A 14,474-nucleotide genomic window follows, 5' to 3' on the forward strand; every position below is an offset into this window, starting at 1 on the left:
TTGTTATAATATTTGTTGCCGCTATGGCATTAATTGTGTTCTGACAGCACACTCTACCCAGCCAAACTGTAACCGGTTACACTGCAACAGCAAAAATACCGGACCTCAGGCTTAGCCTTAACGTCCGGCGTGGTTGGCAACAGCCAGCAGTAAATCTCTGGTGGCGCGGATGCCGGCATCTTCATCGGCATTTTCGCCTTCGTATTCAATACCGATATAGCCCTGATAGCCCGCGCTTTGGATCAGTTGCCACATGCGCTGATAATCGATACTGCGCTCGGCGCCGTTGTCATCAAAAGTATAACTTTTGGCACTGACCCCTTTGGCAAACGGCAGCAGCAATTGTATGCCCTGATATTTATCGCCGCTAAAGTTACCAAAATCCGGCAGGCTGCCAACATTACCGGCCTGCTGCAATACTGTCGCCAGCCAGCTGGCATCCATCGAATGACCCATATGGTTTTCAACGATAATGCTGATGCCAAAGGGCGCAGCGAAGGCAGCAAGTTGTTGCAGGCCCTGTACAGCCGCCTGCTGCATCTTTACCGCATCGGTTTTGGCGTGATCAGCAATACTGACGCGGATAGCATGGCAGCCTAAAAAGGCCGCGGCTTCAACCCACTTATAGTGATTTTCTACCGCCTGCTGCCGTTGCTTTGCATCCACAGCAGCCAGATCGCCTTCAGCGTCAACCATGATCAATAAGCTGCGGACACCGCTGTCATCGGCACGCTGTTTTAACTGGCGTAAAAACGGCTGGTCCTGAGCTTTGTCGGCAAAGAACTGATTCACGTATTCCACCGCATCGAGTTGAAAATCGCGCCGGGTTTTTACGGCAAAATCCAGCACCTTTAACTGCCCGGAGCGCAGCTGGCGATGCAAGGACCACTGCGCCAGCGAAATTTTCGGTTGTACCGGGCCGGCCGCAAACAACGACCAGCTGAGCGGTAACTGGATGGCCAACCCGGCAACGGCAGCAGCGGTTAGAAACCGACGGCGGTTAAGGCTCATTGCGCTGCTCCTGTTATAACGCACGGATACGGATCTGACGAAAGGCTACCTTATCACCATGGTCTTGCAGCGCAATATGGCCGCGCTCGGTTTTGGCAAAGGCGTCCATTTTGGCAAATTTGCTGTTGGCGGTGCGCTGTTGCCAGTCGGCTGATCCCAGCTCAAACTGCAGTACCAGTTTGCCATTCAGCCAGTGTTCTACCTGCGGATGACGCACTACAATGCGGGTGGTGTTCCAGCTGCCGGCCGGCAGATGGGCATCAACTTGCGGCGCGTAAATATCAAATAATGAGGCGCTGAAATGAATAGGATTGTCGTGACCCGGGTAGTTGTCATCGTCCAATAGCTGGTATTCCAGGCCACTGGACCAGACCGCGCCGTCGGCACCGGCAACCTTGTAAAAGATACCACTGTTGCCGGACGCGGCAATTTGCCACTCCAGTTCCAGTTCAAAATCGCTGAAGCTTTGTTTGCTGACGATATCACCGCCACCACCTGCAGTCAGTACCAGGGCGTTGTCGATAATTTGCCACTGCTCACCCGGTGTTTTGCCGCCATTGCCGGTCCAGGCCGCCATCGACTCGCCATTAAACAGCCATTGCCAGTCGTCAGCTGCTGCTGACGTTTCTGCTGTGGTTGCAGCGGCGGCAGCTACCTTGGCTGCGTCTTCGCTGTTGGTTGCGGCAGGTTTGCAGCCGGTAACAGCGGCTGACAACAGCAAGCTGAGCGCTGCTGTACGAAAAAATGTACCTGAGTTAACTCTGTTCACACTTACTCTCCCCTTATTGATGCCAGCACTGTTGCCGGCCGGTACCGCTTGTTATATTTATTGCGCTATCTTGAGCGTATTGGCGCGATTCTGTGATCACTGCCAATGAAACCGGTTACATCATTAAACTTAAATCCCGCTCATAATTTTGTCAAGCCGGATTGGTTATTTTTTGTCTGTTATTGCCGCTGTGCTGTCGCGCACCACCAGCCGGTATGGCAGCATCATATGTTGTTGCGCCAAAGGCGTGCCTTGCATCAGCTGATACAGCGCACGCATAGCTTGGCGCCCCAGCTGCTCGGCCGGTTGATCAATAGTCGTCAGGCCGGGCTCGGTAAAGCCGGCGTATTCAATATTATCAAAACCGGCGATAGCAATATCCTGTGGAATACGCAGGCCGTGCTTACGGATACAGCTCATTGCACCGATGGCCATTTCGTCGTTCATACAAAAAATTGCCTGGGGTCGCTGCGGCTGCTGTAGCAGCTGCGCCGCCGCATCATGACCGGATTGCATGCTGAAATCACCTGCAACCACCGCAGCGGGGTCCAGTGTTAACCCGGCGCCGAGCAATGCATCCTGCGTGCCAGCCAGCCGGTCGCGCACTATCGGGCTGTGGGCCGGACCGGTGATCACCGCCAGCCGCTTCAGGTTTAAATCGAGCAGATGTTGCGTCAACGCCCGCGCAGCGCCCCTGTTATCCAGTTCCACCACCGGATAACCGGCCGGCTCGGTAATGCGCTCACAGGCATTAACAAAGGGCACCGTGCTGGCCAGTTCACGGTCTTCCGGCGAAAACGGGTAACGGCTGTCGAGCTGGATTAAGCCATCGGCCTGGCTGGTTAACCCCATGCGGGCGTATTCCTGCTCGCGGCTGACACTGCCCTGGGTATCACCCAGTAGCACAGCATAACCACAGGCCTGGGCTTCCTGCTCGATACCGCGAATAACGCGGGAGAAAAACGGGTTAGCCACATTGGGCACCAGCACCACCACCGCATAGGCCTTACCCGAGCTGAAATTGCGCGCCAGCTGGTTTGGCCGGTAACCGGCGCTTTGTACCGCCTGCATTACCCGCTGCCGCGTGTCCGGCGATACCAGTTGCGGGTTTTTCAGCGTGCGCGATACCGTCGCGGTAGACACGCCGGCGAGTTTGGAAACAATCCTGATGGTGGTCATGTTGCTGTCGTCTTATCCTGAGTTAACCGTACCTTAAGCTGCACTGGCATAAATTGCCAGATCTCAGTCGCTTAAACCAAGAATACGCCGGTTACGGCCGGCATCACTGGCGCCGCCGGCAAAATCGTCAAATGGCCGTTCTGCTACGCAGATTAAATGCTTGCTGATAAAAGGCGCACCTTCTGCCGCCCCTTGTTGCGGGTGTTTTAAACAACACTCCCATTCCAACACAGCCCAGCCGCTGTAGCCGTACTGCGTGAGTTTACTGAAAATAGCCGTAAAATCGATCTGGCCATCGCCAAGCGACCGAAACCGGCCCGGCCGCTCCAGCCAGCTGCTGTAACCGCCATAAACACCGGCCTTACCCGAGGGCCTAAACTCAGCGTCTTTAACGTGAAATGCACGGATGCGCGCATGATAAAAGTCAATAAACTGCAGGTAATCCATCTGTTGTAGCAAAAAGTGGCTCGGGTCATACAAAATGCAGGCGCGCGGGTGTTGGTCGGTGGCGTTAAGAAAACGCTCAAACGACAAACCATCGTGTAAATCTTCGCCCGGATGCAGCTCAAAGCAGACATCAATGCCGACTGCATCAAAGGCATCCAGCACCGGCAGCCAGCGCCGCGCCAGTTCAGCAAAGCCCTGCTCAACTAAGCCGGCCGGACGCTGTGGCCACGGATACACCGTATGCCACAGCAAGGCGCCGGAGAAAGTGACATGGCTGGTCAGGCCGAGGCGTTTTGACGCCCGTGCCGCCAGTAATAACTGCTGTGTCGCCCACTGCTGTTTCTGTGCCTCAGTTTGCACGTCAGCCGGGGCAAAGCCCTGATACAGCTCGTTATAAGCCGGATGCACCGCCATTAACTGGCCCTGCAAATGGGTAGACAATTCGGTGATCTGTAACTGATAACGCTGACACAATGCCAGCAACTGATCGCAGTATTGCTGGCTTTGTGCCGCCTGCTGCAGGTCGAATATGCGTTTATCCCAGGTCGGCAGTTGCACGCCTTTATAGCCCAGATCTGCTGCCCAGCGTAATAAAGCCTCCAGCGAACACGTCTCAGCGGCGGGTGGCAGGTACTGCGCCAGAAATATCGCCGGCCCGTTAATTTTGCTTGTCAGCATCGATATATTGTCCTGTAAAAGTGTGTTGCTCTGCTATGGCCACCCAGGCCGCATTTTGCTTGCTGCTCTGTACCGCTGCCTGCAAAAACGCCATGCCGCGCACCGCTTCTGTAATGCCTGCGGCCAGGCTGCCGGCAGCGGGTTGGCGTAGCGCCAGCGCAAAGTCACGATAAATATTAGCAAAAGCTTCCAGATAACCCTCGGGGTGCCCCGCCGGGGTGCGGCACCAGGCCCGTACCTGTTCAGCCAGATAAGCATTGTCGCTGCCGGCCTGCCAGATTTGCTGCGGTTGGCCGCGCAATTGCAGTAACAGCTGATTCGGTTGTTCCTGCTGCCAACTGAGCGAGCCCAGCTCGCCATAAACACTGATTTGCAAAGCGTTGCCCATGCCGGCACAGACCTGGCTGGCCAGCAGGGTGCCGCGCGCACCGTTGTTAAAACGCAACAAGGCGCTGCCATCATCATCCAGCAGCCGGCCTTCTACCACCGTCGCCAAATCCGCACACAGCTCAGTTACCTGTAAGGCACTGATAAACTCCGCCAGCTGAAAAGCATGGCTGCCGATATCAGCAAAACAACCGCTGACACCCGCACGGGCCGGATCCAGCCGCCACTGTGCCTGAGCACTGCCAGCGCTGTCGGCTTTATCTGCCAGCCAGCCCTGCGGATAGCTGACCGCAACACGGCGCACTGCGCCTAACCGGCCCTGCTGCACCAATAATCTCGCCTGTTGCACCATCGGGTAAGCGGCATAGGTATGGGTTAAACCATAGTGCAGGCCGCTTTGTTGCACCAACGCCTGTAATTGCTGAGCTTCGGCCAGCGATAAGGTCGCCGGCTTGTCTGACAACACATGAAACCCCGCCTGCAAGGCCGCCTTCGCCACCGGAAAGTGCAAATGATTTGGCGTGACGATAGCGACAAACTCTATGCGCTGCGCTGGCGGCAGCTGTGCTTCTGCCGCAAACAATTGCTGGTAAGAATCGTAGCAACGCGCGGCACTGATGCCCAACTGTGCTGCCATCGCTTTGCTGCGCTCAGCCTTACTGCTGAAGCAGCCGGCGACCAGCTCAATCTGATTATCCAACCTGGCGGCTATGCGGTGTATGGCGCCGATAAAGGCCCCTTCACCGCCGCCCACCATTGCCATTCTGACTTTTGTCTGTGCCATCAGCACCCCTTAACCTTACTTGCAACTGTAACCGGTTACAACACCGAAAAAATATAACGCTGTCTTACTGTAGCAGCGCTGCAGTTAAACCGGCAGCCGGCGCTGCCTGGGAAAGCTTAAGACAAATACCACTAATACCAGCGCCGCTATACCAGCCGGAATTAACCAGATTTGCCACCACTGATAAGCGCTGTCGCTGTGATGCAAATCGGTGATATAGCCGGCCAGCCGGAACCCCAGTAACATACCTACGCCATAAGTCGCCAGGGTGATCAGGCCCTGGGCTGCGGCTTTAATATCGCGGCCGGCTTTTTGTTCGGTGTAAATCTGGCCGCTGACAAAGAAAAAGTCATAACAAATACCGTGCAGCAAAATACCGAAAAACAGCATCCATAACTGCTCGCCGCTGTTGCCATAAGCAAACAGCAGATACCGTAATACCCACGCCAGCATACCTACCAGCAAGGTGGCTTTAATGCCGTAACGGCGCAAAAACAACGGTAGCAACAGCATAAAGGCAATTTCAGACATCTGCCCCAGCGACATTTTTGCTGCCGCGCCGCTGATGCCTAAATCATTTAAATACAGGTTGGCATTCTGATAATAAAACGCCAGCGGAATACAGATCAGTACCGAGGCCAGAAAAAACACCAGATAAGCGCGGTCTTTCAGCAACGCCAGTGCATCCAGGCCTAATATTTGCCGCATGCCGGGCCGCTGCTGCGAGGCCTGCGGCGGTGTGTCCGGCAGCGTCAGGCTAAACACGCCCAGCGCTAAAGACGCAGCGGCGGCAAGCAAAAAGGTAAACTGCAACTGCTGCGTGCCTTCCCAGCCAAACCAGCCAATTAACAAGCCAGCCGTGATCCAGCCTACGGTGCCCAACACGCGGATATGGGCAAACTGCGCGGTTTTTTCTGCCAACTGACGAAAGCTAATAGCATTAACCAGCGCCAGCGTCGGCATATATATCACCATATACAACAGGATATAGGGGTAGAAACCGCTAAAGCTGCCACTGTAGGCGGCACTGAATAACAAGGCGGCGCCGGCCAGATGCAACAACGCCAGAATTTTCTGCGCGGCAAAATAGCGGTCGGCAATCAGGCCGATAATAAAGGGCGCAATAATGGCGCCGATAGACTGCGTTTCATACGCCATGCCCATTTGGGCACCGGAGGCGGAAAAGCGCTGCGACAGATAGGTGCCCATAGTCACAAACCACGCACCCCAGATAAAAAACTGCAGAAACATCATTAGCGACAGCTTAAGCCGGATACTGATAAGCATAGCGGTGTTTTCCTGTTGATTTTATTGTCATTAGTGGCAGCTAACTCTGCTGGTTAGCATACTTTTTATCCACAACAGAAATAACTGTAACCGGTTACACTGAAAATTACAAGCTGACGCAGCACAGAAAAACCTGCGCCGTAAACTCAGACTTTAAAGATATAACCGCGCTTGTAGCACCAATGCATTAACAGGTAGGACAACAGCAAAAAGCTCAGCGCAAACGCCAGTGAGCCGTTGTAATCGCCAAACAGCGGCTGATACAGCGCGCTGAACAGCCAGCTTTGGAGTGAGGCTTCGCCCACCGACAGCATCATCAGGGCGCGGGCGGCCAGCCCGGCAAACATAAAGAATAAAATGGCGTTGGCACCAAACACCACAAAGGGTGCACTCCAGCGCCGCCAGCGTTTTACATCACACAGCCACAAGCAGGCAGCCAGTGCTATAGCGCAGTAACCGCTGCTTAGCAGCACAAAAGATGGCGTCCACAGGCTTTTGTTAATTGGCAGGCTAAAATGCCATAGCTCGGCCAGCCACACGGCGACTACGCCACACAGCAACAAGCCACGGATTTTTTCTGCCAGGCTGCGCTCAGCCTGCAACCACTGCGCAATTAATACGCCACTGAGGCAACTGGCTATAGCCGGTAAGGTAGACCACAGCCCTTCCGGGTCAAAGGCAAAGGGGGTGGCGCTGCGGTAATACACATGATTAGCCCCCAACACGCTATGGTCGAGCCAGGCGGCAAAGCTGTTGCCATATAACAGCAAGCCGCTGAACTGATTACCCTGCGCATCGGCATACGGCAGATACCAGATGCCGGCCAGATAGAGCGCACAGAGCCCCAACAGCCAACCGATACGACCGCGGCTGCCGCAGTACAGCACTATAAGCACGGTAAAAAAGTACACTAAACCAATGCGTTGCAGTACACCCAGCCAGCGCAGTGTTAACAGTTTTTGCTCTATATAGCTGTAAGCCGGGTCGCGAAAATTGTAGTAAAACAGCGCTAAAAACAACCCCAAAGCAACCAGTTTAATGCTGCGCAGCGCCGCCTGTTTTATCACAAGCGCCTTAGCCACAGTGCTTTGCCGCTGCAGGCTAAGCTGCAACGAGATGCCAACAATAACAATAAAAAACGGAAAGATAAGGTCAGTTAGCGTCCAGCCATGCCACTGCGCATGGCGCAGCGGCGCATAGACATAACTCCAGCTACCCGGGTTATTCACCAAAATCATCGCGGTAATGGTTAAGCCCCGCAACACGTCCAGCGCCAGCAAACGGTTGGCCGGCAGTACTGCCAGAATGGCGTCGGCATAGCGCCGGTACAGGCTTAGCATCAGTCGTTATAACCGGCCACCGTAACCGGCAGTGTGCCGGTTAGCGGGTATTGACCCAGCAACGCCTGTGCCAGGGCTTCATAGGTCGCGTTGCCCGCGCCCATTGCTGTAGGGTCTTCTGCCGTGTTATAGGCATAACTGGCCAGCACCACATCGGCATATTGGCCGTAACGGCTGATATCATAAGGCGCGCGCAGGCTTAAAAACACATGCGGCTTGTGCAGGGTGTTAATTAACGGCAATAAGGCTTCATACTGCAAAGTTTGTCGCTGGTAGGCGGCAGCAATATTGGCTATGCCGGTTAAATCGTCCATACCGCCAATATCGGCCAGGCTTTGCATCGGCGCAATAAAGCCGCTGATCACCAGATCGGCAGCGGCAATTTGTGCCGCAGCACGGCTGACATCGGTTTGCTGCAGGCTAATGCTGTCAATGACAAAACGCTTGTTACTGTAGTGCTGCAATGCCGCTGCCAGCGCCTGCGCTTTGCTTTGGTCCGGCATAATCAGCAGCAGTTTTTTGGCCTCAGCTGGCTTAAACGGCCAGGCTGCAGTAGCAGGTTTTACCTGGGTCAGTGCGGCTTTAGCCAGCGCCAGCTCGCTGTGGCGGTGTGCGGCACTGCCCAATGTCTGCTGCGCCTGCTGCATTTGTTCCTGCAGGGATGTTTGTGCCGGCAGTAACGGATACTGCTGCTTTAATGCCACTATGCGCTGATAAGACGCCGCCAGCTCGGCCTTATTAATCTCACCTTTATTTACCGCGGCTTCCAGCGCGTTAAGTAATTCAGCCAGAGCCGTTAGCTCGCCGGGGTGTTGCAGCTTCACCGGCATCAGCGCGATATCGGCGCCGGCAGCAAAGGTTTGCACTACCGCTTCGGTATGGGTAAAAAACTTAGCAATGCCGGCCATATCCAGTGCGTCGGTAACTATTACGCCGTTATAGCCCAGCTGTTCACGCAGCACACCATGCAGAATTTTGCGCGACAAGGTTGCCGGTTTCAGCATGGTTTCGCCGTCTTTCGACACAAAGGTACTGTTGTCCAGCGCCGGATACTGAATATGCGCCGTCATAATCATACCCGGCGCATGCTGTTGGATAATGTCGGCAAAGGGTTTTAAATCGACCTGGCGGATCTGCTCAATGCTATGCTCTACCCGTGGCAGGCCCAAATGGCTGTCTACCTCGGTATCACCATGGCCGGGAAAGTGTTTCAGCGCCGCTATCATGCCGCGTTGTTGCATCGCCGCTGTCATGGCGCCGCCCAGCTCTGCCACCTGTTGCGGGTTTTCACCAAAGGCGCGTACGTTAATTACCGGGTTTTGCGGGTTAACGTTGACATCTATAGTCGGTGCAAAATTCAGATTAATACCCAGTGGCAACAGCTCATCGGCCAGCACCTTGCCCACCTCGCCGGCAAACTTAGTGCCGTGTGCAGCGTAGGTGGCACCTATTGCCATATTGCCGGCAAAAGACGTTGCCAGGCTGCGGGGTAAGCGTGCTACCCGGCCGCCTTCCTGGTCAATGCTGATAAACAGCGGCAACTTAAGCTTGGCGCTACCGGCGGCGGCTTGTAAGTCGCGGTTAAGCTGCACTATTTGTTCAATGCTGTGCAGGTTTTCGGCAAACAGGATCACACCGCCGATATCGTAATCGCGTACCAGCGTAGCCAGCTCTGGCGGCAGTTTTGTCATTGGCGTACGGCACTGGCCATTAAGTGGTGCTTGTTCGCAGTAATAGCGCAAATCCAGCATCAGCTTTTGCCCCAGCATCTGGCGCACGCTGACATCTTTAGCGGCCGGGTTAAACGCCATAGCCACCGCCGGTAACGTCAGATTGAATACCGCCAACAGCAATAAGCAAGCACGGGTAATACATAACATACTGATCCTGATTTTTAGCAAGGCCACAGCGGCATCCTGTTATTTTGAGCTAAGCAGGCACCAGTACAACAAAAATAAATTATTCGTTCAATACTTTTTTTTATGTATAATTTACTCATGCGGATAAAGTCTGTGCTATGTTAAGTTATTATTTTTTTGCCGGAAGCCCACAATGCAGTTAACCCTTGCCGATTGGAGTGTATTCTGCGGTTACTTTATCATGTTGGCCCTGGCCGGCTGGTACTTTAACCAACGCAAAGCCGGCAGCAGTAATGACTATTTCCTCGCCGCCAACAGCATGCCGGTATGGGTTGTTGCGGTATCGGTATTGGCGACATCGCAATCTGCTGCCACCTTTCTCGGCGGGCCGGACATGGGCTTTCGCGGCAACCTCAGCTACCTGGCCACCAATATCGGTGCCTTGATCGCCACCTTTATCGTGATTAAATTTCTGCTGCCGCGTTATTACCAATTAAAAGTCACCACAGTATATGAATTGCTGGAACAACGCTTTGGCGCCAGCGCGAAAGATCATGCCGGTAAAATGTACTTATTCGGCCGGGTGTTTGCCAGCGGCGCCAGGTTATATATGGCCGCGCTGGCCGTGTCTATGCTGCTGTTTAACAATATTGCCGCCGGCAGTGTTATTGCTGCCGTGATCCTGCTGGCGTTGGTCGGGCTGGCTTGCACGGTAATGGGCGGTATCCGCTCGGTGATTTATACCGACGCCCTGCAATGCGCGGTGTATGTCTTGGCCGCCCTACTGGTGCTGGGCTATTTGTACCACAGCCTGGGGCTGGATTTGCACACTATACAACAAGCACTGAGCAACCCTCCACAGGGCGAGTCCAAGCTGTTGTTGTTCGACTGGCGCTTGGATATCAGCTCCAACGGCGTATTTAATATGTGGTCGGCGCTAACCGGCTTTGTGCTGTTAAATATTGCCGCCTTTGGCCTGGACCAGGATATGACGCAACGGGTACTGACCTGTAAAGACAGTAAAGCCGGCGCCCGTGCCCTGCTCAGCTCGGCGCTGTTGGTGATCCCGGTAATGCTGGTGTTTATTCTGATTGGTTTTTTACTGCATATTTTTTATCAGCGCCCCGAGTTGTATCAGCCGGTGCAGGGCTTTGCCGACAGTGTCGGTGGCGAGAAAGTCACAGTATTTATGTACTACGTGCTGCAGGAAATGCCGTCAGGCCTGCGCGGCTTAGTCGTCGTCGGCGTCATAGCCGCAGCCTTATCAACTATCACCTCCGGGTTAAATTCTATGGCCTCGGTGCTGGTGGCCGATATGTACAAACCGTGGAAAATGCGCCGCGCCCCGGCCACCACTGAGCTGCACTTTGTCCGCGCCGGCCAGGCCGGCATGGTGCTAACCGCTGTGGTGTTATCCCTGATGGCGATTTTGTGTTTTTACTGGCAGCAATATTCTGCCATGCCGCTGCTGGCCTTTGCCCTGAGTGTAATGGTGTTTTCCTACAGCGGTTTGCTCGGCGTATTCTTTACGGCATTATTTAGTAAACGCGGTAACCGTTATTCGGTCACCGCCGCCTTGTTAAGCGGCTTTGCCGTGACACTGTGCCTGCAACCCTATATTCTGCAGCAATTCAGCCCGACACTGGCGGCGATAGATTTAGGCTTTACCTGGCAACTTTGCCTTGGCTGTCTGGTCGCCACCCTGGTATGTCTTAGCGGCCGGCCGGCACAACCCGGTCTTGCCGTAAGGGAGCAGTAACTATGTGGATCCTCACCGTCGATGGCGGCGGCAGTAAAACCCTGGCGCGGCTAACCGATACCGTCAGCGGCCGGCAATGGCAACAACAGGCCGGGCCGGCATCGCTGACCAATGATTTTGCTTTGGCGCTGCACAATATTAACCAGCTAAGCGCCGCGCTGTGCCGCGATGCCGGCGTTGACAGCAGCAAACTACAGGTAGTGATGGGGCTGGCCGGTGCCGGTAACCCACAGCAGCAACAGCTGGCTTATGCACAGCTGGCACCGTTATATCAGAGCTTATTAGTGACCACTGACGCCCGCACTTCACTGTACGGCGCTAACCTCGGCCAGCCGGTGTTGGTGGTGGCGCTGGGCACCGGTTCGGTTGCCATGCGCCTGCTACCGGATGGCACTGAACAACAAATAGGCGGCTGGGGCTTTAATATCGGTGATGAAGCCGGTGGCGCCTGGCTGGGTAAGCTGGCGGTGCGGCAATTGCTCTGGCAGGTAGACAGCCTGGACGGTGTACAAAGCCCGTTGCTGCAGGCTATTGCCGGCAAAATCGGCCACAGCGCCGCACAATTATTGCCGTGGCTAAAAACTGCTGAACCAAATGATTTTGCTGCGCTGGCACCGCTGGTATTTCAATACCAGCGGCAATGCGCTGTGGCAGCCAGCCTGCTGCAGCAACAAACCGCAGCAGTAAGCCAACTGATTACACAAGGCCTGGCACACTATAGCTTACCGGTAGTTTTACTCGGCGGCCTGGCGGCCGACACCCTACCACTGTTACCGGACTCACTGCGCGCACAACTGCAAACAGCACGCGGTAGTGCACTGGACGGCGCCTTTATTCTGGCCACACAACACCACACAACTGCGGAAACACGTCATGACGGATAAACAACGCGATAACCTGCTGCAGCAGCTGGATAACATGAGTTCTGAAGCCCGCAGCCCGGACAGTATGGACATCGATTTATTATCCGGTATTGAGATAGTAAAACGCATTAACGCGGCCGACCAAACCGTAGCGCACAGTGTGGCAAACTGCCTGGAGCAGGTCGCTGCCGTAGCCGAGCATATCGTTACCGCCTTTGCGGCCGGTGGCCGTTTGGTGTATTTGGGCGCCGGCACCAGTGGCCGCCTGGGTATTCTGGATGCGGTAGAATGCCCGCCCACCTTCAGCGTGCCGTCATCTCAGGTAGTGGCGCTGATCGCCGGTGGCGAGGGTGCGGTGTATAAAGCGGTAGAAGGCGCAGAAGACGACCCGCAGCTTGCCGTCACCGATTTACAACGTATTGGCTTAAGCGCCAAAGATATTCTGGTGGGTATTGCTGCCAGCGGCCGCACGCCTTATGTGTTGGGTGGCCTGGCCTATGCCCGCAGTATCGGTTGTGTTACTGCTGCCATCAGCTGTAATGCCAATGCGCCAATCCTCAGCGCCGCCGATATCGGTATTTGTGCCGAAGTAGGCCCGGAAGTACTGACCGGCTCCACGCGGATGAAAGCCGGCAGCGCGCAAAAGCTGGTGTTAAATATGCTAACCACCACCGCAATGATCCGCAGCGGCAAGGTGTACCAAAACCTGATGGTAGACTTACATGCCAGTAATCAGAAGCTGGTTGCCCGCGCGGTGCGCATTGTGATGCAAGCTACCGACTGCGATGCCGACAGTGCGCAACAGGCGTTACAAGCGGCCGGCATGAACGCCAAACTGGCTATTTTGCACCTGCTCAGCGGCCAAAGCATAGCGCACTGTCAGCAGCAGTTGGCGCAGCAGCAAGGCTTTATCCGCAAAGTATTAGAGGCGCAATAATATGCGCTATATACAACTGAGCGGCATTGTGTTGTGCGGCCTGATGTTGCTGGCCGCCTGTCAACAAGCGTCCATCACACCACCGTTGCAAACCGGGGCGGAGCAAACCGCACAGTACCTGCCGCTGCTAGCCGGTAAGCGGGTGGGCTTGCTGGTTAATCAAACCTCCATGGTGGGCGAGCAACACCTGGTGGATCTGCTGCTGGCCAACGGCGTTAACGTAGTCAGTATTTTTGCCCCCGAGCATGGCTTTCGTGGCGATCATGACGCCGGCGCCAGCGTAAAATCCGGCGTAGACAGCAAAACCGGGCTGCCACTGTGGTCGTTATACGGTGCTAATAAACAGCCATCGGCAGAGCAAATGCAGCAGCTGGATGTGGTGATTTTTGATATTCAGGATGTAGGTGTGCGCTACTACACTTATATCAGCTCCATGCACTATATGATGCAGGCCGCTGCCGACCATGGCGTCAGCATGCTGGTACTGGACCGGCCTAACCCGAACGGCGCCTATGTCGACGGCCCGGTGCTGGACCTGCAATTTCAATCCTTTGTAGGTATGCACCCCATTCCGCTGTTGCACGGCATGACGGTAGCCGAGCTGGCGCAGATGATTAAAGGCGAAGGCTGGATAAACAATGCTGAGCAACTGCAGCTGAGCGTAATACCGCTAAGCGGCTATCAGCGTAACCGGCCCTACTCACTGCCGGTAAAACCCAGCCCAAATTTACCCAATGACCAGGCAATAGCACTGTATCCGTCGCTCGGCTTTTTTGAAGCCACACCGCTGAGTGTCGGTCGCGGCACAACTTTTCCGTTTCAGGTAATTGGCTATGACAAATTCAGCACCGGTAATTTTCAGTTTGTGCCGGTATCGACGCCGGGCGCCGCGTTAACGCCGCCGTTAATGGATAAAGTGCTGCTGGGTGAAGATTTACGCCAGGCCAAAGTACAAGGCCTGAGTTTAGATTATCTGTTGCGTTGGCATGCGCTGTTTAAGGCGCAACAAGAACCGTTTTTCAGCGCGGCCGGCTTTATGGACAAACTGGCCGGCACCGACCGGTTACGCCTGCAAATAGAGCAAGGGTTAAGCGAAAGTGAGATCCGTGCAGGTTGGCAGGCAGACTTAAAACAATTCCGGCAACAGCGCCAGCCTTACTTGCTTTATCCTTAG

At 54.8% G+C, this 14,474-nt stretch carries 12 protein-coding genes; 4 read left to right on the plus strand and 8 right to left on the minus strand.

Translation table 11 applies throughout. The features are described from left to right. Nucleotides 1-117 precede the first annotated feature (117 nt). The 8 genes from Q8O77_RS17660 to nagZ all read right to left on the minus strand — a co-directional run bounded on the left by Q8O77_RS17660 (nucleotide 118) and on the right by nagZ (nucleotide 9,762). On the minus strand, nucleotides 118-1,011 hold the full coding sequence (locus Q8O77_RS17660) for a sugar phosphate isomerase/epimerase (protein WP_305556398.1): 894 nt from the start codon (nucleotides 1,009-1,011) through the stop codon (nucleotides 118-120). A 13-nt stretch (nucleotides 1,012-1,024) separates the two neighbouring features. Then, a complete protein-coding gene (locus Q8O77_RS17665; protein WP_305556400.1) occupies nucleotides 1,025-1,780 on the minus strand; it encodes a DUF1080 domain-containing protein in 756 nt (251 codons plus the stop codon). Nucleotides 1,781-1,945: 165 nt separating this feature from the next. After that, entirely contained in the window at nucleotides 1,946-2,959 is a 1,014-nt protein-coding gene (locus tag Q8O77_RS17670; protein WP_305556403.1) for a LacI family DNA-binding transcriptional regulator, read from the minus strand. Between the two features lie 63 nt (nucleotides 2,960-3,022). After that, nucleotides 3,023-4,084, minus strand: coding sequence for a sugar phosphate isomerase/epimerase (locus Q8O77_RS17675; protein WP_305556405.1), 1,062 nt, complete (start codon nucleotides 4,082-4,084; stop codon nucleotides 3,023-3,025). Then, entirely contained in the window at nucleotides 4,065-5,255 is a 1,191-nt protein-coding gene (locus Q8O77_RS17680) for a Gfo/Idh/MocA family protein (RefSeq protein WP_305556407.1), read from the minus strand. Before Q8O77_RS17680 ends, Q8O77_RS17675 begins: the two co-directional genes overlap by 20 nt. Nucleotides 5,256-5,339: 84 nt before the next feature. Beyond that, complete coding sequence (locus tag Q8O77_RS17685; RefSeq protein WP_305556410.1) at nucleotides 5,340-6,542, minus strand: MFS transporter; 1,203 nt, start codon at nucleotides 6,540-6,542, stop codon at nucleotides 5,340-5,342. 146 nt (nucleotides 6,543-6,688) lie between these two features. Then, complete coding sequence (locus Q8O77_RS17690; protein ID WP_305556413.1) at nucleotides 6,689-7,882, minus strand: acyltransferase family protein; 1,194 nt, start codon at nucleotides 7,880-7,882, stop codon at nucleotides 6,689-6,691. Then, nucleotides 7,882-9,762: a beta-N-acetylhexosaminidase gene (gene nagZ / locus Q8O77_RS17695; protein ID WP_305556416.1), complete on the minus strand. Its 1,881-nt coding sequence runs from the start codon at nucleotides 9,760-9,762 to the stop codon at nucleotides 7,882-7,884. Before nagZ ends, Q8O77_RS17690 begins: the two co-directional genes overlap by 1 nt. A 172-nt stretch (nucleotides 9,763-9,934) precedes the next feature. Between nagZ and Q8O77_RS17700 the strand changes: the two genes are divergently transcribed. Genes Q8O77_RS17700 through Q8O77_RS17715 form a run of 4 tightly spaced genes read left to right on the plus strand, consistent with a single transcriptional unit; the run spans nucleotide 9,935 to nucleotide 14,474 of the window. Further along, nucleotides 9,935-11,500, plus strand: coding sequence for a sodium:solute symporter (locus Q8O77_RS17700; protein ID WP_305556418.1), 1,566 nt, complete (start codon nucleotides 9,935-9,937; stop codon nucleotides 11,498-11,500). 2 nt (nucleotides 11,501-11,502) lie between these two features. After that, a complete protein-coding gene (locus Q8O77_RS17705; protein WP_305556421.1) occupies nucleotides 11,503-12,384 on the plus strand; it encodes a BadF/BadG/BcrA/BcrD ATPase family protein in 882 nt (293 codons plus the stop codon). Further along, nucleotides 12,374-13,300 carry an N-acetylmuramic acid 6-phosphate etherase gene (murQ, locus tag Q8O77_RS17710; RefSeq protein WP_305556423.1) on the plus strand — a complete coding sequence of 309 codons (927 nt, stop codon included), beginning with the start codon at nucleotides 12,374-12,376 and terminating at the stop codon, nucleotides 13,298-13,300. The genes Q8O77_RS17705 and murQ overlap by 11 nt, the downstream gene beginning before the upstream one ends. A 1-nt stretch (nucleotide 13,301) precedes the next feature. Beyond that, nucleotides 13,302-14,474 carry a DUF1343 domain-containing protein gene (locus Q8O77_RS17715; protein ID WP_305556425.1) on the plus strand — a complete coding sequence of 391 codons (1,173 nt, stop codon included), beginning with the start codon at nucleotides 13,302-13,304 and terminating at the stop codon, nucleotides 14,472-14,474.

Origin of the sequence: Rheinheimera sp., assembly GCF_030690345.1 — a bacterium.
Classification (GTDB): Bacteria; Pseudomonadota; Gammaproteobacteria; order Enterobacterales; family Alteromonadaceae; genus Alishewanella.

What these genes read in the sequence shown, in the direction of transcription:
- Q8O77_RS17670 (WP_305556403.1), bottom strand. Translation starts at nt 2,959, where the DNA reads ATGACCACCATCAGGATTGTTTCCAAACTCGCCGGCGTGTCTACCGCG.
- Q8O77_RS17705 (WP_305556421.1), top strand. Translation starts at nt 11,503, where the DNA reads ATGTGGATCCTCACCGTCGATGGCGGCGGCAGTAAAACCCTGGCGCGG.
- Q8O77_RS17680 (WP_305556407.1), bottom strand. Translation starts at nt 5,255, where the DNA reads ATGGCACAGACAAAAGTCAGAATGGCAATGGTGGGCGGCGGTGAAGGG.
- Q8O77_RS17715 (WP_305556425.1), top strand. Translation starts at nt 13,302, where the DNA reads ATGCGCTATATACAACTGAGCGGCATTGTGTTGTGCGGCCTGATGTTG.
- nagZ (WP_305556416.1), bottom strand. Translation starts at nt 9,762, where the DNA reads ATGTTATGTATTACCCGTGCTTGCTTATTGCTGTTGGCGGTATTCAAT.
- Q8O77_RS17690 (WP_305556413.1), bottom strand. Translation starts at nt 7,882, where the DNA reads ATGCTAAGCCTGTACCGGCGCTATGCCGACGCCATTCTGGCAGTACTG.
- murQ (WP_305556423.1), top strand. Translation starts at nt 12,374, where the DNA reads ATGACGGATAAACAACGCGATAACCTGCTGCAGCAGCTGGATAACATG.
- Q8O77_RS17660 (WP_305556398.1), bottom strand. Translation starts at nt 1,011, where the DNA reads ATGAGCCTTAACCGCCGTCGGTTTCTAACCGCTGCTGCCGTTGCCGGG.
- Q8O77_RS17675 (WP_305556405.1), bottom strand. Translation starts at nt 4,084, where the DNA reads ATGCTGACAAGCAAAATTAACGGGCCGGCGATATTTCTGGCGCAGTAC.
- Q8O77_RS17700 (WP_305556418.1), top strand. Translation starts at nt 9,935, where the DNA reads ATGCAGTTAACCCTTGCCGATTGGAGTGTATTCTGCGGTTACTTTATC.
- Q8O77_RS17685 (WP_305556410.1), bottom strand. Translation starts at nt 6,542, where the DNA reads ATGCTTATCAGTATCCGGCTTAAGCTGTCGCTAATGATGTTTCTGCAG.